This is a genomic window from Pseudomonas sp. NPDC089758 (assembly GCF_044748705.1).
In the GTDB taxonomy this organism is placed as follows: Bacteria; Pseudomonadota; Gammaproteobacteria; order Pseudomonadales; family Pseudomonadaceae; genus Aquipseudomonas; species Aquipseudomonas putida_X.
Genome location: NZ_JBIVGN010000004.1, coordinates 303,442 through 325,241 on the forward strand (window position 1 = coordinate 303,442; position 21,800 = coordinate 325,241).

Sequence of the window (21,800 nt, forward strand, 5' to 3'; positions counted from 1 at the left end):
AACACAATGGATATCAAAAAGCAGTACCAGGGGGCGGTGGGGATGAGCAAGGCATCAAGGATATTTGCGATCAGCATGTTGGCACTGGCGGTGACAGGTTGTGCCGTGAAGACCCAGCCGATCGAGCGCAGCGTCAGCGAACAGCGCGCGCGTGACGACCTGGCCAGCATGTTCAAGGGCCAGGAGGCACTGCAAGGTCCGCTGACCCTGCACCAGGCAATGGCCCGCGCGGTCAAGTACAACCTGGAAGCGCGGCTGAAGGTGATGGAAGAAGCCCTGGCCCAGCGCCAGGTCGACTTGGCCACATTCGACATGCTGCCACGCATGGCGATGTCGGCAGGCTATGCCGGGCGCAGCAACACCAGCGCCGCCAGCAGCCGCAGCGTGCTGACCAACACCCAGTCGCTGGAACCCTCCACCTCCCAGGACCGCGACCGCGACGTGGCGGACCTGACCATGGTGTGGAACGTGCTGGACTTCGGCGTCAGCTATGTCAGCGCCAAACAGCAGGGCGACCAGCGCCTGATCGTGCAGGAACGCCGGCGCAAGGTGGTGCAGACCATCATCCAGGACGTGCGCTCGGCCTACTGGCGGGCGGTGGCTGCCGAGCGCCTGCTCAAGCAGATCGACGCCTTGATGGTGCGGGTGGACCAGGCGCGTGACAACAGCCAGCGCATGGGCGAACAGCGCATCGGCGACCAGATCCAGGCGCTCAACTACCAGCGCTCGCTGATCGAAGCCACCCGCCAGCTGGAGGAACAACGCCGTGCCCTGTCGCTGGCCAAGACCGAGCTCGGCGCGTTGATCAACCTGCCGCCGGGCACCGACCTGACCTTGGCCGCCAGCGACGACTACAGCGTGCCCGAACTCAAGGTCGGGCTGGACAGCCTTGAGCAGCAGGCCCTGGCCTCCCGCCCGGAACTGCGCGAGCAGGACTACCAGGCACGCATCAGCGCCGCCGAGGTGCGCAAGTCGATGCTGCGCATGTTGCCGGGCCTGGAGTTCTCCGCTGGCGGCCATTACGACAGCAACAGCTTCCTGACCAACCAGCACTGGGCCGACTACGGCGTGAAGGTCACCTGGAACCTGTTCAACGTGCTGTCCGGCCCAGCGTCGATCGATGTGGCCAAGGCAGGGGAGCAGGTGGTCGAGGCACGCCGCCAAGCCATGTCGATGGCCATCCTGGCCCAGCTGTACGTGGCCAACGCCAACTACAGCGAAGCACGTCGCCAGTTCGCCACCAGCCAGCAGATGGTCGCCCTCGATCAACAGATCGTCGAACAGCTGCGCAACCGCCATCAGGCCCAAGGTATTGGCGAGCTGGAACTGATCCAGGGTGAGCTCAACGCCTTGCAGGCAGACCTGCGCCGCGACCTGGCCTACGCCGAGCTGCGCAACAGCTACGGCCAGCTGTTCGCCAGCGCCGGCCTTGACCCGCTGCCGGCAACTTTGCCGTCCGACAAACTGTCCGACATCGCCCAGGCCCTGGGCAACAGCGAAGCCCGCTGGCAGCGAGGCGAGATCACGCCGGGGTCGTGAGCCCTTGGGGGGCTAGGACCTGCTCGAGGACATAATCCAGCAGCAGGTCCTGCGCCCTTTGCAGCGTGGTGCCAGCGGTATCCAATACCAGCTCGGGGTGCTGCGGTGCTTCATAGGGGGCATCGATGCCTGTGAAATCCTTCAGCTCCCCCGCCCGTGCCCGGCGGTACAGGCCCTTCGGGTCGCGCGCTTCGCAGGTGGCTAGGTCTGCTTTGACATGCACTTCATGGAACCCGGTTTTGCACGCCCGGCGCGCCGCAGCGCGGTCGGCGCGGTAGGGGGAAATGAGCGCGGTGATGCAGATTAGGCCGGCATCGGCGAATAGTGCTGCTACCTCGGCGGTACGGCGGTTGTTTTCATGGCGGTCAGCGGGGGAGAAGCCGAGGTCGGCGTTTAGGCCGTGGCGCAGGGCGTCGCCGTCGAGAACGTAGGAGGGGTGGCCTAGTTGGTTTAGGCGTAGGGCTAGGGCGTTTGCTAGGGAGGATTTGCCTGCGCCGGAGAGGCCGGTTAGCCAGATTACTGCGCCGGGGTGGTGGGGAGCGCTTCCTGCGTTGGGCACGGTTGGTTCTCCAAGGGGGGAGGGCGGGGTTGGTGGCTTGGATTGTTAGAATAGTTGGGGATGGGGTGCGGGATACGCCAAAGGCTGTAGCTCGGACAAAAATATGGATTGAATCGTGTAACTCTGGCTCATGAGGCTGCACCGCATGGCCCATTCTGGACTCGATGGGACACTTGCCACCCGTAGAGTGCCGCGACCCCATCGACTGTTGTTTTCATCCAGTACCGATATAACCTTTGTGGGGCGAAAAGAGAAAATGGAAATTTTCGTACGCTAAGCGCTCTGTCTGTCAGGTTGAGGTCTTAGAGGTGGACGCCGTAGCTTCAGAAAATGGGGTTTGAGGGGCAACTGAACAGAAAGTGCACTTAAGCTCAGTCGCCTGCTCCGCAAACCCCATCTCGAATCGTTTAAGTTGGAAGTCTCGTTTGAGCGATTTCGCTCCACCCCCGATCGAACGTGAACGTCTTGGCGTGACCGACGGGGTTCTGAATTCGGAGCACGCGCGCTTGTCCTGTATCGGTCGCGTGTTCGACCACGTACAACCAATACGCATCGCCTTTTTCACGGGCACAGTCGAATTGCGTGTGTGACAACCCCACGGGCCGATCTCGTAGGCTGCCGGTCATCGACTTCACTTCTACCCATCGAATCTGCCTGCCACTGCTGTCGGCCTCAAAAAGGTCAAAACCGGGGTTGCCGTCCTGTGTGCGGCACAATTTCGGCTCAAGGCGAATGATTAGGTCGATGGCGTGCCCTTCGATCTGCATTCGCGCCACCTGATCGAGGTCATCGGGATCTGGGCCATCGTCATCCGGATGTGCGCCGATGTAGGAAATGAAGGGACGTGCCCCGGGCTGGCCGGGCGTCCTTTTACCATAGCCACCGCCATTTCCACTTCCTTTACCGCCAGGCGCGCCGTGGTCACCTGAGCCACCGTTTGCGCCTCCATTGCCTTGGTCGTTGCCGCGCCGTGTACCGCTACCAGTACGGCCTTGGCCGCCGCGTCCCGCACCACTGCCCACGCCGTCGTCACCATCGGGATCAGATGTGCCGGGTGGGATATCTGGCATATCGTCGCCGTACAGGTCTTTCGCATCGTCGTACACGTCGCCGTCGGATGGTTCGTCGGCCTCGGGCTCGGGGACTGTTGATGGTTCGCGCTCTGGTATTGGTGTGGTGCTCAATCGATTTGCCAGCTCAGCAACGATAGCGGGATCTCTTCGTAGTAGATCGAGAATCGCCGGGTCGATGCCCACCTCTTTGGCCAACTGATCGATGATCGGCGGCTTGAAGGCGATCTTAGTCAGTAGGAAGGGATTGGGCTTCCAGCCAAGGGTATCGAACACTACGAGCCCCGGAGGTAAGAGCTTCCCGTCGACGTCTGGCACCCAGGCGACCTGATTGAGCGTCCGGATGAAGGTGGCGTCGAATCGGACGGTCTTTGTCTCGTGAAAATAGCCCCATTTATAGGATCCGTAGAAGGCAGCAGTGCCGCGCGCCTCAAGGTCAGCTAACGCCTCCCACAGCACCTTCACTCTGGCTGATGCCTCCTCTGGCCTCAGAGAGGGCAAGAACTCCAGCAACTGCGTCAGCCCGCGAAGAGTGAAGTCTTCTGGTTGGTCTTCCCAGCTTGCGCGCTCAAGGCCTGCTTCACGGCGAATCTGCACTTTCTCGGCATGCCCCAGCCCCGATGGTATTGCTTGCGAAATGAGGTAGCGGCTTGCGCCACACGACACCAGCAGGTCGCGGATGTCTTCACCGCGCAAGCAGTCGTATGCGTTGTCGACGATCAGGATGTCCAGCACGCCGGCGAATAACTGCTGCAGGCGGTCGGTGGCGATGTAGATTTCTCCGGGCTTGGCGACATACGCTTTACCATCGCCGGTGTCGACCGCCATTACAAAGTTGGTATCGCGCAAGGCTGAACGGAGTTTTTCCTTCTGACTGGCCGAGTCAGTGCTGAAGGCAGTACAGATGCGCTCGATGTCTGCAGCGTAGGCATCGTCGTCTACATCCACTTCGTCTTGCTGGTACTTCGGCAGGAGGTTCCAGATCACGTCATCCACTGGATCGGGTTCGGTGATGCCCAGGGAAATTAGGAACAATCGCACCTCGGGTGTCGCGCACACAGCGCGGCGCATCGTCGGGAAGCTGGTGGCAATAGCGCTTGGCAAGAATGCCTTGCTTTTCCCGTTCTCGCGGGCGACAACGTGGCTGCCATCATCAAGGCGGATGAGTGGTACAGTGTCGAGATTGCGACGCAGAGCCTTCTCCTGGCCGCTCAGGAATTCGTACAGCCGCAATACCCACTCATCAGGTTGAGCCTCAAGGAATGACTTGCTTAGGCTTGGCACCAGCTTTGTTGGCGTGATTTCGTCGATGTCGAGTTCACGCATCAGGTAATGGCGAATCTCGGGTGCCTTGTCCTGAGTGATGTCGCCAGACAACCAAGCGGCGACCTCCGAGTCGAACAGTGCTGCAACCTGCTCGGGGCTGAACAGCTCGCGCAGATCTTGTGTGCGCGCCAGCTTGGCCTGATCGGCGCTAACGTGCCCGCCGTCGAATGTGGGAAGCAGCGCCTCCTTCTGAAATGCCTGCTGGACGGCATCGAACATCGGCGCGAACCGCGAATCTTGTGGGAACTTCTCGCGGTCAAGTGGAAGACACCGAAGCGCCGAGACATCCAGCATGGCCTTGTCCCGCATCCAGCGCATTGCTTCCACCAGCAAGCTGGATGTTTCCTTGACCAGATGTTGGTTCCACGGCTCGCCGGGTGGGATGTTGTCGCGGCTGGGCGTGGTGCGGTACGGGCCTTGCACAAGAAAGCCAAGGTGGCTTTCAACCACGGTCGGGAAGAACACCACCAATGGTGACTTGGCCAGTGGCTGCACTGCCCAGCGGCCGGGAGCGTCCTTCACTGCGATCAGCGAGAAGGCGATTTCTACCCGTCCGATCTTTTGCTGTTCGGCAGAAAACACGTCGCGGTGGAACACCAGCCAGTTCTGATCGACTTCGGAGCGATCATCCTCGTTGCCGATTACCGTGATGCGCTGAACATTGGGTCCAAGCGTTTCTGGGCTGTTGCGCAGGTAGAACCCGGAGGCGCCGCCTTCGACGCTCCAGTTGATTTCGTCGATGTGACGCAGGAACAGCAGCGCGCCTGGGCCCAAGTGGCGAAACCCTGCTGTGATGTCCTGGGCTGCGCTCGTGTCCTCGGGTTTCAGGGGCAGGACGATCTGAGTTTCATCCGCCGCGCGCGCCAACCGTGGCATTCGCTTGGGAAAGACGTAGTTCTCAATAGCGAAATCCTCATCGCCAGAGTGGATCTCCGGAAGATCGGTGACGGTATAGACGGACTTGAAGCCAAGGCCGAAGCGGCCAATCGAGGACTCGTTCTTAGTGCTCTCAGCTATGTCGCAGACGCTTCGGACGTCAGCCTCGTCGAACGGCTTGCCGAAGTGGGAGAGCGATAGGCGGGTCGAATCTAGAGTGAAGGCAACCTTGCGCGACCCGTGCCAGTCTCTGCGCCTGCCGAGGGCGTCTTCGGCGTTTTGCAGCAATTCGAAGATGAAGTGCGTGCGGTCGTCGTAAAGCCCAGCGGCTAGCCTCCCGGATTTTTGAGCGCCTTTGGTGCCGTAGCTCTCCCGGTTTTCCTCGCAAATTGCCTCGTAGTTCGATGCCACCGCTGTTCCCTCTCGGTCAGGCATCTTTCCGATGCCAAGTTTGCACAAGTCTGCACAATCTGGGAATAAAATGACAAGATGTGGTAGAAACCAAACACTCTGCAAATGAAATGGGAAAGCCGATGAGCGACCAGCCAGACGAGATCCTCACGATTGACGAGGTTGCTGCCTTTTTGAAGGCAGGTAAGCGCACGGTCTATCGCCTGGCCGCGAGCGGTAAGCTCCCGGCCTTTAAACTCGGTGGTACGTGGCGCTTTCGGCGCAGTGACCTGGACAAGTGGATTGCCAACCGCATCGGCAAATCGACAGTGGAGTATGACGAGGGGGCTGAATGACCTCCAACGCCACCGCCCTCCAGTCCAAGGCCAATCCCCAGCAGCTTGAAGCCATTCTGGCTACCGATGGTCCGGTGCTCATCATTGCCGGGCCTGGGGCTGGCAAGACCTTCACGCTGGTAGAGCGTATCGTCTATCTCATCACCCACAAGGGAGTCGCCCCCGAGTCGCTGTTGGTTGTCACCTTCACCGACAAGGCCGCGCGCGAGCTCACTACTCGCATCTCCAATCGGCTGGCCGAGCTGAACATCCAGTTCAACCTGAACGAGATGTATCTCGGCACCTTCCACTCCATTTGCCTACGGCTCTTGGAAGACTACCGCGAGTTCACCCGGCTCAAGCGCAGCTTCACACTGTTCGACCAGTTCGATCAGCAGTACTTCCTCTACCAGCACATCAAAGACTTCCGCGAGCTACCAGGCGCTCAGCTTGTCATGGGCCATGACCAGACGGGCCGCTGGGCGCAATCGGAGAGTCTGCTCAAGTGGCTCAACAAGGTCAGCGAGGAGGCGCTCGATGGAGCCACGCTGGCGGTGGCACCGGAATTGGAAATCCGCGCCTTGGCCACCTGTTTTGCCAAGTATCAGGAGCTGCTCAACGAGCACAACTCGCTGGACTTTTCCGGCATCCAGTACGAGGCTCTGCAACTGCTGGAAAAGCGCCCCGAGGTGCTGGCGCAACTGCGCGACAAGCTCACTCACCTGATGGTGGACGAGTACCAGGACACCAACACCATTCAGGAACGCATCCTTCTGTTGCTGGCGGGCGAGCGTCGTAATCTGTGCGTGGTGGGGGACGATGACCAGGGCTTGTATCGCTTTCGCGGGGCCACCATCCGCAACATTCTGGAGTTCCCTGCGCTGTTCAACGACGGCCAGTGTAAGCAGGTCAAGCTCACCGTCAACTACCGCTCGCACCCGGACATTATCCGTTTTTACAATGAGTGGATGAAGGAGCAGGTTTGGGACGACGGCACTCGGGTGTTCCGCTTCGCCAAGCAGATTATCCCGCGCGAGGACGATTTCCCTGAGATGGCCACGGCGGTGCGGTTGGCCGCCAAGGATGACAGCGGCGACACCACCAATTGGCACGCCGAGGTACTGGCCTTCCTCAACGGCCTCAAGGGTTCCGGCCAGCTTGCGGACTGGAATCAGGTGGCCTTTCTGTTCCGCTCGGTCAAGAACGACAAGGTGGTGGCGCTGGCGCGCTTTCTCGAAGCGCAAGGCCTCCCCGTGTTTTCGCCCCGCTCGAACATGTTCTTCGAGCGCGAGGAAATCCGCCTGATGATTGGCGCGCTGATATTTCTGTTCCCACAGTTCCCTAAGGTGCGGGCGTGGGCCGAAGGCGTTACGCTGCCCATCTGGGACTACTACGACCACCAGTGCTTCAAGCCCTTCATTGACGAGCTGCGCAAGCCTGAGAACAAAGCGCTGCTGGACTGGGCGCGCCCGCTGGCCAAGCGCCACGCCGTACTCACGCAGAACACCGACTATGCCTTCTCCGGCTTGTTCTACCAACTGCTGCAGTTCCCGCTCTTCTCGCGCTTCCTCACGGATGGGGCCGTGCAAGGCGTGGACAAGGGGCGCGCGGCGCGCAACCTCGGCACGTTCTCCAAGCTGCTCACCAAGTTCGAGTACCTGCACTTTGTCAGCGTGCTTAATCCCGAGTGGCTGGAGAAGAACCTACGTGATCTGTTCAACCAGTTCTTGCGCTTCCTACAGGATGGCGGCATCGGCGAATACGAGGACGAAGCCGAGTACGCGCCCAAGGGCTGCGTCTCCTTCCTCACCATCCATCAATCCAAGGGCCTGGAATTTCCGGTGGTGGTTTGTGGCTCGCTGGAGGCGGTGCCGCGCAAACAGTACAGCGCGCTCGATGTATTGCTGGAAGACGGCGGCTACCTGTCCAAGGAACGCTTCGAGCCGCTCGACCACATCAAGAAGTTCGACTTCTGGCGGCTATTCTATACCGCCTTCTCACGTGCCCAGAACCTGCTGGTGCTGGCCGCGCAGGAGAAACAAGGACGCGGCAAGTCGCCGTCCAAATACTTCGAGCGGCTGTTCTACGAGCTGCCCAGCTGGCGTGACGTTGATCTCGCGGCACTGACTTACGAGGCAGTGAAGCAGATTAGCCTCAAGCGCGAATACTCGTTCACCTCGCACATTACTGTGTTCGAGAACTGCGCCGAACAGTACCGCTTCTTCAAAGAACTAGAATTCACACCCATCCGCGAGAGCCCGATGCTCTTCGGTACACTGGTGCACCAGACCATCGAGGACATTCACAAAGCCGTGCTGCGCGGCGAGGAAGGCTCCGTTTCTTTCGACGCCATCAAAGGCTGGTTCTCAACCAACTATGCGATGCTATCCAAGAAGGAGCGAGTCTACCTTGGGCCCAGTTCGCAACAGGCGGCGTTGTTGCACGTCTTGAGCTACTACGAGCGAGAACACGGCAACTGGGATCGTATCAAGGAGGCCGAGGTCGAGATCTCTCTCATCAAGGATCAGTACATCTTGAAAGGTAGCGTCGATCTGATCCGAGGCGAGCATGACACGGTCGAGATCATTGACTTCAAGTCGGAGAAGAAGCCTGACATGGAGAAGGATCGGAAGCGCCTGCGCCAGTACCAGCATCAGCTGGAGGTATACGCCCACCTGGTGGAAGAGCGCACAGGTCAGAAGGTCAGCCGGATGCATCTGTACTACACCGGTGAAGGTGGCGGGAATCCATATGTGTCGTTCAACAAGGACGACCACTCCATCGGGAAGACCATCGCGCGCTTCGACAACATCGTCGCGCGCATTGAGCGGCAGGACTACGCCATCGCCGAACGCCCAGCCAAGCTGTGTCAGAGCTGCGACATGCGTGCCTACTGCGACAACAAGAGTTGGAAATTCAGGGATAACGAGAAGTGAGTAAAACCACACCTGCGCAGGAAAGCCTGCGACTGGCCACGCCAGATGGAGACACCACCAATGTCGAGAAGTACGAGTTCGAGCCGATCAAAGGTTACCCGATGCTCAACTGGCGCGGTAAGCGCCCATTCACCTCGACGCAGTATTACCCGGCGCAACTGAAGGAAGTCCACGGCGAAGAAGTGGACGGCTGGCGCAACAAAGTTTTTTGGGGTGACAACCTGCAGGTGATGAGTCACCTGTTGAAGGAGTTCCGTGGAAAAGTTGACCTGATCTATATCGATCCGCCGTTTGACTCAAGGGCAGACTACAAGAAAAAGATTAAACTCAAGGGGCAGACGGTCGAGAACGATCAGAACTCCTTTGAGGAAAAACAATACGGAGATATATGGACAAACGACGAGTATTTGCAATTCATGTACGAGAGGTTCGCGATTCTTCGAGAACTTCTTGCTGAGAATGGCTCGATATACGTCCACTGCGACTATCGTCGCTCCCATGCCTTGAAATTGACCCTGGATGAAATATTCGGAGCGTCAAATTTCCAGAATGAAATTGTCTGGCGAAGAACAACTGCACGCTCGGGTAGCGGCGCATACAACCACATTCACGATTCAGTCCTTTTTTACACAAAGACGCCCAAGTACGTTTGGAATCAGCAATACACCGCGTATAGCAAGGAATATCTTGAGTCCAACTTCAAGCCAGATGAAGCGGGCAAGTTGTATCGTGAAAGTCCTATTACCGCCCCCGGCTTGCGCAGCGGTGAGTCAGGTGCAACCTGGAAGGGCTTAAACCCTAGTACCGTTGGCAAGGGTAGGCACTGGGCTGTGCCATCGTTTCTTGAGCATCTTCTGAGCGACGAAGCCAAGAAAAGCCCTTTGAAGGCGCTCGATGAACTTGAAGCTAAGGGGCGAATCCGCTGGGCAAGAGATGGTGAAGGACGACCCAATGCCATCCAATACGTTGATGACATGCCCGGCGTTGAGTTGCAGTCCATTTGGACTGATTTTGTCGCATTGTCTAGCAACTCATTGGAATCTGAGGATTATCCGACTCAGAAGCCTGAGGAACTACTAGAGCGCATAATCAAATCGTCCTCAAACCCAAACTCCCTTGTGTTTGACTGCTTTATGGGGTCGGGAACAACGCAAGCAGTTTCATTGAGACTTGGTCGCCGCTTCATTGGCGCGGACATCAACCTCGGTGCGATCCAGACGACGACTAAACGCCTAATTGGAGTGGCGGATAAGCTGCGTCAGAAAGACCATAACGGCGAGGCCAAATTTTTTACTGGGTTTGAGTTTTACAACGTCAATCATTACGACGTTTTCCGCAACCCCGTTCAGGCCAAGGAACTGCTGATCGATGCTCTGGAAGTTCAGAAGCTGGAGTTCAGTACTGTGTTCGACGGAGAAAAGGACGGGCGCATGGTCAAGATCATGCCGGTCAACCGCATCGCCACCCGCGCCGACCTGAACGAGCTGATCGCGGGCTTTGACTACAAGGCCTGGGAGCGAAAGCAGAACGAGTCGCCGAATCGACCTGTAGAGAAGATCACCCTTGTATGCATGGGCCACGAGCCAGACCTGTCCGCGCAACTGGAGCTGGCCGCCCGTCCCTTCAAGATCGACGTCGAGGTGGTGGATATCCTGCGCGACAAGGCCGACTTGGAGTTCAAGCGCGACTCACAGGCCAAACTGGCCATCAAGAACGGCGAGCTGGTGATTGAGCGCTTCTACCCGATGAATCTGCTGCAAAAGCTCTCGCTACAGAAGGAGGCTGCCGATGACTGGAAAGAGTTGGTCGAATCGGTGCTGATCGATTGGAATTTTGATGGCGCAGTACTCCAACCGGCAGTGGTAGACATTCCTGGCAAGAACGATCTGGTCAAGGGTACGTACAAGGTGCCGGAGGATGCAGGTACCATCCGTGTGAAGATCTCCGACCTGTTGTCGGAATCGTGGGAAGGGAGTGTGAGCTATGGCGACTAAACACTCAGCCACCAAAGCCAGCAGTAAGTCGGCCAGCAGCACCAGTACGTCGCTAGATTTTGCCTTCTTCCGCTTTCTCTGGCAGTTCCATCGGGACAATCGCGGCAAGCTGCGTCAGAGCTACCGCGAGCTGACGCGCAAGTACCTCGACTTCAACAACCCGGAGAAGAACCCCAAGGCCTTCCTACGTCAGCCGCAATTCGAGGCGTTAGAAACCTACGTCTTCTTGAAGGAGTTTCTCGGCAATGCCAAGGTCGAGGAAATCTTCAAGGCGTGGTACGAGCGCAGCGGTAAGTTCGAGGGCCGCAAGTTTGGCTCCTTCCACGGCACTGCCGGGCAGGAGATGTTTTCGTTTGGTGAGTCCGACGAGCTCGAGCTGAACTCGTACAAGGTGCTGTTCGAGAAGATGCGCAAGAACTCGCGCACCTACCCTAACTACATCTTCGCGCTGACGATGGGCACCGGTAAAACCATTCTGATGGCCACCTGTGTATTCTACGAGTTCTTGCTGGCAAATAAATTTCCTAAGGACGCGCACTACTGCCATAACGCTCTGGTATTCGCGCCGGACAAGACGGTGCTGCAGTCGCTCAAGGAAATCGAAGCCTTCGACCTCACCCGCGTGGTGCCGCCGGAGTACGTACACTTCCTGACTACCCACCTGCGCTTCCACTATCTCGAAGAAGCGGGCACCTCGCTGGACACGCTGGATCGCTCGCGCTTCAACATCATCGTTTCCAACACGCAGAAGATCATCCTCAAGCGTAAGCATAAGGAAAAAACCTCAGTTGATAAGCTGTTTGGTGCCACGGGGGAAACGCTATCTGCAAACGGCGTCTATGCAGATGCCGCCGATCTCTACAACTTTGATCAGCCGGAGGAGGAGGGCGAGCTGACCACCAACCAGCGCTTCGAAAAATTGCGCCGCCTGGAACAGCTTGGTATTTACGTTGACGAGGCCCACCACGCCTTCGGCAAGACGCTTGCGAAGGATATGGGAGTTGGCGCAAAGGAAACGGACACTAGCCTACGCACCACCATCGACATCCTGGCAGCCAGTCTGAATGCGGCGGGTACGCGAGTGGTGGCTTGCTATAATTACACTGGTACGCCTTATGTGGGGCGCGAAGTGCTGCCTGAGGTTGTCTACGCCTATGGCCTGAAGGAGGCCATCGACAAGGGATTCCTCAAGAAGGTGACACTTCACGGCTATTCCAATACTCGCACCGACGAATTTGTCGACATCGCCATCGAGAGCTTCCTGAAGGAGTCTGGCGAGCTGCGTCCGGAAGGCTTGCTGCCCAAGCTGGCATTCTTCGCTGCTACAGTGGAAGAACTAACAAGAGAGCTGAAGCCAGCCGTCGAGCGTGTTCTGCTCAAACATGGCATCCCAACCTCGCGCATCTTGGTCAACGTGGGTGATAGCAAAATCACTACCAACGACGACATCCGTGAGTTCAATCGATTGGACACTGAAGGCTCGGAAAAGCAGTTTATTCTTCTGGTCAACAAAGGCCGTGAAGGCTGGAACTGTCGCTCGTTGTTCGGGGTCGGGCTTTTCCGTGAGCCTAAGTCCAAGGTGTTCGTGCTGCAGGCAACCATGCGTTGTTTGCGTGCCATCGGCGAGGCCCAGCACACAGGTCACGTCTTCCTTTCAGACGACAACCTCAACACGCTCAATAACGAACTGCAGCAGAACTTCCGCATCAGCGCTGACGAGTTGCAAAAGGTCGGTAAGGACAAGGAACGCGTGGAAGTGCGTGTCGTGGAACCCTCGGTCAAGATCAAGCTAGCACGCGTGCGCAAGCTCTATCAGATGCGTGAGAAGCAACTGGTTAAGGGGCAGGAGTTGATGCCTGAGCGTTCCAGCCGACAGAAATGGAACGAGTTGATCGAAAAATACCGACTTATTGAAACTCAGCAAGACGGTCTTACTGCCACCGATGCTATGCGTGCGTCCGGTGGTCGAACCTTCGACCTTACTGCTCGCCGTGATAAGCGCGCTTTCTCGCCTATGACGTTGGTGGCCGAGGTGTCGCGTTATCTCAACCGAAGCCCACTGGAGATCGAGGAGCTGCTAGAGACGACGAAAGAAGGAATCTCCGAACTGGTGGCTATCACTAACGAGTTTAACGAGTTGCTATATGACGAAATCATCCCTCGTCTGTTTCGTCTGCTCTTCGATCTTGACGAGTACGAAAAGAAGGACGATTACGAGGTCGATCTGATCAAGATCCCTGCCAACGGCTACTACGAAATGTCAGCGTCCAAGGACAAGATTGTGCGGATGCACGACGCACAGATCAAAGACGAGGAGCGCGCCAAGAGCTTCCACCTCGACACCTACTGCTTCGATTCCGGTTCAGAGAATTGGTTGTTCTGGGATCTGCTGCGGGAGCAGCAGGTGAAGAAGATCTACTTCACCGGGATGCTGACCCATGGCCAGTCCGATTTCTTCATCCAGTACATCGACCCCGATTCGCGCACCGTGCGTAGCTATTACCCGGACTTCATCTTCCAGCGCGAAGAGCCGGATGGCAGCCTGAAGTACGTCATCGTCGAGGTGAAGGCCGACAACCAGATCGAAGATGCTGTGGTGCAGGCCAAAAAGGACTTCGCCCAGCAGATCGCCGTTGCCAGTGGCATGGAATACCGTATCCTCAAATCGTCGGACGCCGACAAGAGGCATTTCCGAGTGTTGCTCTAATACTAAGAGTTGCATCGTAGGCTGGGGTGGTGTCTCAACTTCTTGAGCCTACCAGGTAGACCCTCTCTCAGTTGGCGAACATTAAAAAAGCCTCGCAAAGCGGGGCTTTCATGGTGGAGCTGCAACAACGGGTCTCACCATTCAAACGGCATAAACATTTACCCACAAGCAGGGACATTATTTGGAGTTCATTCACGGCTATACCCTGGTTAACGTTCACGGACTTGCCTGTCATGCAGGCTCCGTCCCATTACACGCCCGCGCTGAGCGGCACCCATTTCCAAAAAGCACTTGGCCAGATTGATCTGCAGCGCACCGTGTCACGGGAGCGGTCGGGGCGCATGTCTCAGCCGATCACCGAATTGTAAGCGCTCCATGAACCCCGCATAACCAAAGATGGGCAGCGCACCTAGCTGTGTATTTGAGGTGTGCAATTCCATGGCAGTAGCGCTTCGTAGTCTTCTACTGAGCACGCCTGCGGCAGGCGTTCCAGTGCGTGGCGCAGCCACGCATAGGGTTCTTGGCCGTTGGCTTTGGCCGTTTCTACCAAGCTGTAAAGTTGTGCGCTGGCAGTGGCACCTTTGGACGTGTCACTGAACAACCAGTTCTTTCTTCCGATGACAAACGGGCGGATCGCACGCTCGGCTGCGTTGTTGTCCATCGGCAAGTAGCCGTGCTCGACGTAGCGTTCCAATTTGCTCCAGTTGCTGGGCAAGTAACCGATGGCCTTGCCAAAGGCATTCTGCGTCGTGACCTGAGGTTGCGTTTTCTCTACCCAGTTTTTCAGCTGAGTCAGCAATGGTAGGCTGCGCTCCATGCGGGCAACCTTACGATCTTCGTCGTCACGCCATAGAGCTTATTGATCAGATTCAATGCGATGTCAGCGCGTCCTGTTTTGCCCTTGGGCTGTACTTTCTGCGCTTCGACGAACTTGCAGCGCGCGTGCGCCCAGCAGCCCAATCGCTCCAGTCCGTCCTGTGCAGCCAGCGCGTTGTAACCGGCGTAGTCGTCGGTCATGACATAGACGCGATAGCCGTCCAGCAGGCGCACCGGCACCTCCTGCGCTCGGCTGGTGGCGTGGTCGAAAAGGATCACCGGTCGATCAGGTGGGCCGCCGGTTTGTACCCACATCCAGGATTGGCTGCTGGGCTCACGCCCCGGCTCTTTCAACACCTGCACACGTGTTTCATCACAGTGGATGATCCGACTGTTCAACAGGCTTTCGCGCATCAGATTCAGCAGCGGCTGAAAGTGCTCGCTGCATTGAATCACCCAGCGTGCCAGGGTTTGACGCGGGATATCGATACCGTGACGCCCCAGCACTTTTTCGAAGCGGTGAAGCGGCAAGCCGTCTACGTATTTGGTGGTCAGCAGCATGGCCAGCACACAAGGGCTGGCCATGCTTTTCTCGATCATCTGGGCGGGTTTGTCCGCCGTCACGGGCGCTGACTCGCAGTCCCGGCAGCCGTACACCTTGCGAACATGTTTGATGACGCGAATCTGCATCGGGACGATTTCAAGCTGTTCGCTGACTTCTTCACCGATGGCATGTTTACGGCAGCCACAAGCGCAGGTCAGTTCATGCTCGGGCAGTTCGTGGACAACTTCGATACGCGGCAAATCAGTTGGCAGCGGCTTGCGCTTGCCACGGCGTTTGGTTGGCGCAACGACTTCTTCGTCGTCAGCCTCATCCAAGGGCTCGGCCAGGCTTTCCGCTTCGTCGAAGAGTGGCAACTGTGGTGTCGCTGCATCGCCAGTCTGCTCGGTCTTGCGCCCGAACAAGCGCTGGCGCAACAGCGCAACTTCCTCTTCGAGATGAACGATCTTGCCCTTGTCGGACGCGCGCTCGTTGATCATCTGCTCAAGCAGTTGCTTGAGCAGAACAGGTTCCTGAACGGTCAGGACAATGGCGACGTCAGTCGGATCGGGTGAGGTTTTGAACCGTTCGGAGTCCAGGCGCTTGAGCCAGAGGCAGAAGCCGTTGCGCTCCCAATACAGGATTTTCCCGCGATTGCGCGGCTTGTTGAGGAAGACGAAAAGCACTGAGTCGAACACCGCCACCTTGATATCGAGTTCGACCAGCGCGGCCAAGCCATCGATGGATTTTCGAAAGTCGACGGGCTTGGGGTAGAGGTACACGTTTTCGACTTTGGCGTCGGGTCGCATCATGGTCGGCGAGCTCCAGAAAGAAATGGGGAGCACAGCATCGGGGATCAGGTAAGCGCTTTGAATGTAGGGTTCATGGAGCGCTTACGCTTAACCTACTTAGGATTGCATTCAAGTTTTCATCATGCCCAGCTCGGCATCATCGAGCAGGGCCTTTGCCAGGGCGCAGAGGTAGTGCGAGGCCCAGAGCAGCTGTGGTTTGTCTTCCATCAGCCCGTCGATACTCAGGTCGCGCGCATAGCCCATCAGTTCCGAGGCCTGTTCGCGGGCGGCCTGGCATGGGATGCCGGCTTCGATGCGGAAAAGGGCGTGGGTCTGGTTTTCGCCTTGGAAGAAGGTGGTTTTGCCGACGGTGAATTTGGTTTCTTCGGTGGTCACTGTTTGATCTCCCTGAAGTCGTAGTTGCCTGGCCTGGCCCTATCGCCGGCAAGCCGGACTCCTACAAGTGCATCGCCGTGCGGGAGAGTCAGGCCAGGCAGGTCATGATGCGGATCAGTGCAGCGTTTGCGGATCGGCGGGTTTCTGGATCTGGATCAGCGCCGCTTCGAGCAATTTGCGTAGCGTCTCGAGCTCGTGCATTGAGGTCATGATTAACAACGATACTGGTGACTTGGGCTGCATCAGCATTGCCTGCTGGGCGACGACTTCGGCGCACAGGGCGTAGTCGGCGGCCATCATCAGCGTGTCTTCCAGGGAGTGGAGGAGGTGGGGTGGATCGGGAACTATCTTCAACATGATTGCTTCCATTTCAGGGCCGTCACCGTCTGCTGTCAAACAGAGGGTGGCAGCTGTACGCGGGTTGACAGACCGGCGGAAACAACAAGTTCCGGCGCACGCAAGCGTGCCCGCACGTACAGCTGCCATAACGACGAGCCGTTTTGTTGTTTACCGTCGCGACCTGTCAAAGTCATGCCGTTGATGTGCAACGACGCACCGAGACTAAGACCCTGAAAAAGCGTCCGCAACGGAAAACAGGGTTGGAGAGTATCTTTGGGAAATGGACTACAGGAAAGGGGATAAATCTGAGTTTTTCGCTGCATTTCGAAACGATCTGTAACGTCAAGCAGGTGTGATCTGATTAATTCAGGCACAAAAAAAGACGCCCAAAGGCGTCTTCTTTTTTAGGATTTGGTGGAGCCGGGGGGATTTGAACCCCCGTCCGCCAGTACTCCGCTGTCGGTACTACATGCTTAGCCGTGTCTATTGAGTTAATCCGCAGCCGCCCGACGGGCAGGGTGCTTTGGACGAGTTGGGTAAGTTTTAGTCGCTTTGCCCCCAACGTGCTACACGACGATCCTGTTCTGTATGACAATCATTTCGGGTTTACAGGCATCCCCTGATGATTGCTGGAGCCGAAGCTACCAGGAGAGCGGGCTCAGCTGCTTACGCAGCGAGAGCGTAACCCTCGTAGTTTTCGTCATTGGCAACTATAGAAAGTTGCAACAGTGGATTTACGAGTTCTGTTACCAACTCGGCATGCACCTAGAGTTTCGCTACCGGCGTCGAATCCTAATCGGCCCCACACTCAGCTCTAGCTGACGTACCTTTCGGCACGTGCCGCTGAGTATACGCCTTTGCGCGGGCGGCGTCGACAACGGCTTCTTGCCGCCCGCTCAAAGCTTAGCTACCGCTGCCACCGGCCGTGCCGCTGCCCTTGTCGGTTTTCTCCAGGCGCTGCAGCACTTTGGTGGAAATGGCGATGCATTCTTTGGTGTCGCCCGCTGCCTGCGCGGCCTTGGCCTTGTCGACGTCTTCGTTAAGGGCCTTGTCCAGGCCTTCGGAAGTGGCGCCAGCTGTAGCCATGGCGTCATCGATCTTCTGCATGTTGAGGGCGCAGAGGTCGTCAGCAGCGAACACCGGTGAAGCCAGGAGGGTAGCGGCCGCGAAGAGGGCCGAAAGCGCGGTACCTTTCATGGGTGTCTCCTTGAAGGCCTCTGGGAGGTGGGCCTGTAAGGATGGACTACTGGGGTTTGCCGAGGGTTCAATCGGTGTGCTGGCTTGGCGACATGATGGTGTGTGGCGGGGTGTTTCCGCTGAATGGGCCGCGGAGCGGCCCGGTGGTATCAGTGGGATTTGTTCAGGCCAAGCTCGATGTCGTCGATCAGGGCCTTGGCCATTTCGCTCAGGATGCGGGCGGCGCTGCCGGCCTTGCGGTCGTTTTCCATCTCGGCCTCGGTGGTGAGGTGGCGGATGCAGCCGAGCAGTACTGAGAGCTGGCTGAAGGCGTGCTCGAAAGGCACGCCCGGTTGCAGGCGAAACAGGTCGAAGGTTTCCCTGCCGGCGGTGGTGACATCTTTCAATGCGTCATTCATTGAATCACCTCGGCCTTTGCGCGTTGTAGAGGCCAGTCAAGGCATGCTCGATCAGGGCTCTGGATGTTTCGCAGGCGTGCTCGGCGTTGCTGAGCATGCACAGGCCCGGTTCGCCGGCGTGGGTGCGGCAGTGTTCATCGATGGTTTCGGCGACGCCGCGCAGCAGTTCGCTGGCGTGGGCCAGGGCGTCTGGAGGGGGCATGTCGGTGTGGATGGAGAAGTATGGGTTGGTGAGGAGTTTGGAGCGAGGTGGGTCGGGTACGATTTTTTTCATGGTGCAGATCCCAGTTTGATTACTCAACAGGCGCTGCTACGCGATCCTTTCTCACGGGATTGGGTGGCAGCCATGCGTGGGGTGAGAAACCGGTAAACATGGGAAATCCGGCCAGACCGAAGTCTGCCCACGCAGGGCCGCCATTACGAGGCTGCTGTCATGTTTACGGGGTTCTCACACCCTGTCGTTCGAAAACGACCCAGGGAAGTTAGCCCCGATGGTGGTGAGCAACAACGGCGAAACGGCAGCGGCGGTCGTAGGATAAATCCCAAGGCATTTAATCCAGAAGCATTTGGTTGCAGGTTAGGAAATGTCTTACTTCTGGAGGGCTTGGGCGAGGGCTGCGCCCTCGATCGCCGGCAAGCCCACCACCTGGATCGCGCCGGCTTTTAGAGGTTGAGCAAGACAGTTGCTACAACCGGGGTGGGGTTTGCCGGCGAATCAGCGGGCAGGTCAGAGGGTGCGGGGGCGGGTGACGCGGTCTACCAGGTAGACCAGCCCGTGGTAATCGATGCCGCTGTGGCTGGACAGCCCGATCTCGCAGGTTCGGCTGGTGGAAATCCCTTCGCTGCAATGCTGCACCGCGTCCTTCAGGCTGCGCAGTGAGTGGGCATTCAGCTCGGGTGTGGTAAAGCCTTTGTCACCGGCAAAGCCGCAACAGTGAATCCCTTCCGGGATTACCACCTGCGTGCTGCAGCGCCGTGCCAGGTCGATCAGTGCCTGGCTTTCACCCAGGTGCTGGGTGCTGCAGGTCACGTGCACGGCCACCGGCTCGTCCTGTGGGGTGAACTCGAGCTTGTCCAGCAAGTGAGTGCGGATGAAACGCACCGGGTCGTACAGGTCCAGGCGGGTGTCGCCCAGGTCCTGTACCAGGCGCAGGGTGCAGGGGCTGGTGTCACAGTAGATGGGGTCCAGGCCGCCGCGGCTGGCGTGCAGCAGTGCGTTGATCAGCTCTTGGCGCTTGTGCTCCGCTTGCTCGGGGTAACCTTTGGAGGCGAACGGCTGGCCGCAGCACAGGCTGTCGGCGTTGCCGGGGAACACCACCTGGTAACCGGCCTTTTCCAGCAGGGCGCGGGTTTTGTCCAGCAGTGAACTTTGCTCGCGGTCGGCATAGGCCGGGCCCATCACCCGCGACACGCACGCCGCCAGGTACACCACCCGTGGCCGGGCATCGTTGCTCGCTGGGCCAAAACTTACGCTGCGCAGCGGTTGCGGCATGGCCGGGGACCATTGCGGCAGGCGGCCTTTGCTGGCTTTGCTCAACGAGGCGCTCAGGCGGCCCAGGCGCGGGGCGCCGAGCAGCTTGCGCGCAGTGTTGGCGGCGGTCAGGGTCAGGCGGGCGCCGGCCAAGGTGGTGTGGAAGTGTTCGGCCAGCCAGTCGGCGGCCTTTGCATGCTCGGCGGCCTGGCTGCGCAACTTCTTCACCAGCTCGCCGGTGTTGATGCCGACCGGGCAGCGCTGGGCGCACAGGCCGGTGGCGGCGCAGGTGTCGATGCCTTGGTACTGGTATGTCTGCAGCAGGGCGCGGGTATCGATGCCGGCGCGTTTTTTCGCCTGAATGTCACGCCACATGACGATGCGCTGGCGTGGGCTGAGGGTCAGGCCTTTGGATGGGCAGACCGGTTCGCAGAAGCCGCACTCGATGCATTTGTCGACGATCTCGTCAGCGGCAGGCAGCGGCTTGAGGTTTTTCAGGTGGATGTCCGGGTCTTCGCTCAACACCACATCGGGGTTGAGAATGCCGTTGGGGTCGAGCAGGCGTTTGAGCGTCCACATCAGTTGATAGGCGTCATGCCCCCACTCCAGCTCCACGAACGGCGCCATGTTGCGGCCGGTGCCGTGCTCGGCCTTGAGCGAGCCGCCGAACTCTACGGCCACCAGTTGCGCCACGTCATCCATGAAGGCCTGGTAGCGCGCCACTTCCTGCGCGCTGTTGAAGCCCTGGGTGAAGACAAAGTGCAGGTTGCCCTCCAGCGCATGGCCGAAGATGATCGCTTCGTCATAGTGGTGCTTGTCGAACAGCTGGATCAGGCGGTTGACGCCTTCGGCCAGTTGCTCGACGGGGAAGGTGACGTCTTCGATGATCACCGTGGTGCCGGTCTGGCGCACGGCGCCGACGGCGGGGAAGGTGTCTTTGCGGATCTTCCACAGCTGGTTGTACACCGCCGGGTCTTCGCTGAAGTCCACTTGCTGTTCCAGCGGGTATTCGGCGATGGAGGCCATGACCTGTTGCAGTTGTTCGTGCAGCAGGCTCTGGCTGGCAGCGCGGGACTCGATCAACAGCGCGCAGGCATTGTCCGACAGGCCTTTTACCCACAGCGGCATGCCCGGCATGTTCTGCACCGAACGCAGGCTGCGGCGGTCGAGCAGCTCCACGGCGGACACTGGCTGGCGCTTGAGCACGGTCACCGCGCGGCAGCAGCTTTCTACGCTGGGGAACACCAGCAGCGCGCTGGCCTTGTGCGGGTGGTCGGGCACGGTGTCGTAGGTGACAGCGCTGATGAAGCCCAGCGTGCCTTCAGAGCCCACCAGCAAATGCTGGAGGATATCCAGCGGCTCGTCGTAGTCCACCAGGGCGTTGAGCGACAGGCCGGTGGTGTTCTTCAGCCGGTATTTGTGCCGGATGCGGTCTGCCAGTTCGGTGTTGGCGCGGGTTTCGCGGCCAAGCCGGGCCAGCGCTTCGAGCAGTTCGGCGTGGCTGCTTTCAAAGGCGGCAACGCTGGCCGGGTCTTCGCTGTCCAGGCGCGTGCCGTCTGCCAGCACCAGGCGCAGGCCGGCCAGGGTGTGGTAGGTGTTTTGCGCGGTGCCGCAGCACATGCCGCTGGCGTTGTTGGCAACGATACCGCCGATCTTGCAGGCATTGATCGAGGCCGGGTCCGGGCCGATCTTGCGCCCGTAAGGGGCCAGCCAGGCGTTGGCCTGGGCACCGATGACCCCGGGTTGCAGGCGGATCTGTTCGCCCTGGCCGCGGATCTCTTTGCTGCCCCAGTTATCGCCGAGCACGATCAGCACCGAGTCACTGATGGCCTGGCCGGACAGGCTGGTGCCCGCGGCGCGGAAGGTTACCGGCACGCGCTCGCGCTGGGCCAGCTGCAGCAGCCCGACCACTTCGTCTTCCGACTCCACACGCACCACCAGCTTGGGGATCAAGCGGTAGAAACTGGCGTCGGTGCCAAAGGCCAGGGTGGACGTAGGGTCGTCGAAACGGCGGTCGGCGGGTATCAGGCGCTCGGCATCACGCAGGAACGCGGCGGGCAGGCTCATGCTATCTCCTCACGGGGCCACGGCGTCTGGCGCGCCGCGTGCCCCGGTCATA

At 58.8% G+C, this 21,800-nt stretch carries 13 protein-coding genes, 1 other RNA gene and 3 pseudogenes; 5 read left to right on the forward strand and 12 right to left on the reverse strand.

The window, feature by feature from the left end; all coding sequences use genetic code 11:
- Window positions 1-42 precede the first annotated feature (42 nt).
- Window positions 43-1,539, forward strand: a complete 1,497-nt coding sequence (locus ACIPZH_RS07885) for a TolC family protein (protein ID WP_241804119.1) — start codon at window positions 43-45, stop codon at window positions 1,537-1,539.
- On the opposite strand, the gene cysC is transcribed toward ACIPZH_RS07885, so the two are convergent.
- From cysC to ACIPZH_RS07900, 3 genes and pseudogenes are all read right to left on the reverse strand, one after another.
- Window positions 1,523-2,098 (reverse strand): adenylyl-sulfate kinase, encoded by a 576-nt coding sequence (gene cysC, locus ACIPZH_RS07890; protein ID WP_400635825.1) that lies wholly within the window; start codon window positions 2,096-2,098, stop codon window positions 1,523-1,525. The two genes, ACIPZH_RS07885 and cysC, sit on opposite strands and share 17 nt — an antisense overlap.
- A gap of 45 nt (window positions 2,099-2,143) precedes the next feature.
- Window positions 2,144-2,335, reverse strand: a pseudogene (locus tag ACIPZH_RS07895) (DUF4113 domain-containing protein); the annotation flags it as partial.
- 170 nt (window positions 2,336-2,505) lie between these two features.
- The gene (locus ACIPZH_RS07900) at window positions 2,506-5,781 is read right to left on the reverse strand and encodes a sacsin N-terminal ATP-binding-like domain-containing protein (protein ID WP_400635827.1); all 3,276 of its coding nucleotides are present in this window, start codon (window positions 5,779-5,781) and stop codon (window positions 2,506-2,508) included.
- Between the two features lie 122 nt (window positions 5,782-5,903).
- Here ACIPZH_RS07900 and ACIPZH_RS07905 point away from each other — a divergent pair, with 122 nt between their 5' ends.
- Genes ACIPZH_RS07905 through ACIPZH_RS07920 form a run of 4 tightly spaced genes read left to right on the forward strand, consistent with a single transcriptional unit; the run spans window position 5,904 to window position 13,732 of the window.
- Window positions 5,904-6,116, forward strand: a complete 213-nt coding sequence (locus tag ACIPZH_RS07905; RefSeq protein ID WP_400635829.1) for a helix-turn-helix transcriptional regulator — start codon at window positions 5,904-5,906, stop codon at window positions 6,114-6,116.
- A complete protein-coding gene (locus tag ACIPZH_RS07910) occupies window positions 6,113-9,031 on the forward strand; it encodes an ATP-dependent helicase (RefSeq protein ID WP_400635831.1) in 2,919 nt (972 codons plus the stop codon). The genes ACIPZH_RS07905 and ACIPZH_RS07910 overlap by 4 nt, the downstream gene beginning before the upstream one ends.
- Window positions 9,028-11,025 carry a DNA methyltransferase gene (locus tag ACIPZH_RS07915; protein WP_400635833.1) on the forward strand — a complete coding sequence of 666 codons (1,998 nt, stop codon included), beginning with the start codon at window positions 9,028-9,030 and terminating at the stop codon, window positions 11,023-11,025. The genes ACIPZH_RS07910 and ACIPZH_RS07915 overlap by 4 nt, the downstream gene beginning before the upstream one ends.
- Entirely contained in the window at window positions 11,015-13,732 is a 2,718-nt protein-coding gene (locus ACIPZH_RS07920) for a TnsA endonuclease N-terminal domain-containing protein (RefSeq protein ID WP_400635835.1), read from the forward strand. Before ACIPZH_RS07915 ends, ACIPZH_RS07920 begins: the two co-directional genes overlap by 11 nt.
- A gap of 409 nt (window positions 13,733-14,141) precedes the next feature.
- On the opposite strand, the pseudogene tnpC reads toward ACIPZH_RS07920, so the two are convergent.
- The 9 genes and pseudogenes from tnpC to ACIPZH_RS07965 form a co-directional block, all read right to left on the reverse strand.
- A pseudogene (gene tnpC, locus ACIPZH_RS07925) lies at window positions 14,142-15,589 on the reverse strand (IS66 family transposase).
- A gap of 84 nt (window positions 15,590-15,673) precedes the next feature.
- Window positions 15,674-15,901, reverse strand: a pseudogene (tnpB, locus tag ACIPZH_RS07930) (IS66 family insertion sequence element accessory protein TnpB); the annotation flags it as partial.
- Window positions 15,902-16,009: 108 nt separating this feature from the next.
- Complete coding sequence (locus ACIPZH_RS07935) at window positions 16,010-16,276, reverse strand: DUF3077 domain-containing protein (protein ID WP_012312623.1); 267 nt, start codon at window positions 16,274-16,276, stop codon at window positions 16,010-16,012.
- Between the two features lie 114 nt (window positions 16,277-16,390).
- Window positions 16,391-16,633 (reverse strand): hypothetical protein, encoded by a 243-nt coding sequence (locus ACIPZH_RS07940; protein ID WP_012312624.1) that lies wholly within the window; start codon window positions 16,631-16,633, stop codon window positions 16,391-16,393.
- Between the two features lie 394 nt (window positions 16,634-17,027).
- Window positions 17,028-17,419, reverse strand: a transfer-messenger RNA (tmRNA) gene (gene ssrA / locus ACIPZH_RS07945).
- A gap of 99 nt (window positions 17,420-17,518) precedes the next feature.
- A complete protein-coding gene (locus tag ACIPZH_RS07950) occupies window positions 17,519-17,812 on the reverse strand; it encodes a hypothetical protein (RefSeq protein WP_400635837.1) in 294 nt (97 codons plus the stop codon).
- Window positions 17,813-17,961: 149 nt separating this feature from the next.
- Window positions 17,962-18,210: a DUF3077 domain-containing protein gene (locus tag ACIPZH_RS07955; protein WP_241803867.1), complete on the reverse strand. Its 249-nt coding sequence runs from the start codon at window positions 18,208-18,210 to the stop codon at window positions 17,962-17,964.
- A 4-nt stretch (window positions 18,211-18,214) separates the two neighbouring features.
- Window positions 18,215-18,484 (reverse strand): hypothetical protein, encoded by a 270-nt coding sequence (locus ACIPZH_RS07960; RefSeq protein ID WP_241803866.1) that lies wholly within the window; start codon window positions 18,482-18,484, stop codon window positions 18,215-18,217.
- Between the two features lie 453 nt (window positions 18,485-18,937).
- Entirely contained in the window at window positions 18,938-21,748 is a 2,811-nt protein-coding gene (locus ACIPZH_RS07965; RefSeq protein WP_400635840.1) for an FAD-binding and (Fe-S)-binding domain-containing protein, read from the reverse strand.
- Between the last annotated feature and the right edge of the window lie 52 nt (window positions 21,749-21,800).

Bases quoted from the DNA above. Each gene is read 5' to 3' on its own strand.
- ACIPZH_RS07950 (WP_400635837.1), bottom strand. From the start codon at position 17,812: ATGAAAGGTACCGCGCTTTCGGCCCTCTTCGCGGCCGCTACCCTCCTG.
- ACIPZH_RS07965 (WP_400635840.1), bottom strand. From the start codon at position 21,748: ATGAGCCTGCCCGCCGCGTTCCTGCGTGATGCCGAGCGCCTGATACCC.
- ACIPZH_RS07920 (WP_400635835.1), top strand. From the start codon at position 11,015: ATGGCGACTAAACACTCAGCCACCAAAGCCAGCAGTAAGTCGGCCAGC.
- ACIPZH_RS07940 (WP_012312624.1), bottom strand. From the start codon at position 16,633: ATGTTGAAGATAGTTCCCGATCCACCCCACCTCCTCCACTCCCTGGAA.
- ACIPZH_RS07885 (WP_241804119.1), top strand. From the start codon at position 43: ATGAGCAAGGCATCAAGGATATTTGCGATCAGCATGTTGGCACTGGCG.
- ACIPZH_RS07955 (WP_241803867.1), bottom strand. From the start codon at position 18,210: ATGAATGACGCATTGAAAGATGTCACCACCGCCGGCAGGGAAACCTTC.
- ACIPZH_RS07905 (WP_400635829.1), top strand. From the start codon at position 5,904: ATGAGCGACCAGCCAGACGAGATCCTCACGATTGACGAGGTTGCTGCC.
- ACIPZH_RS07910 (WP_400635831.1), top strand. From the start codon at position 6,113: ATGACCTCCAACGCCACCGCCCTCCAGTCCAAGGCCAATCCCCAGCAG.
- ACIPZH_RS07960 (WP_241803866.1), bottom strand. From the start codon at position 18,484: ATGAAAAAAATCGTACCCGACCCACCTCGCTCCAAACTCCTCACCAAC.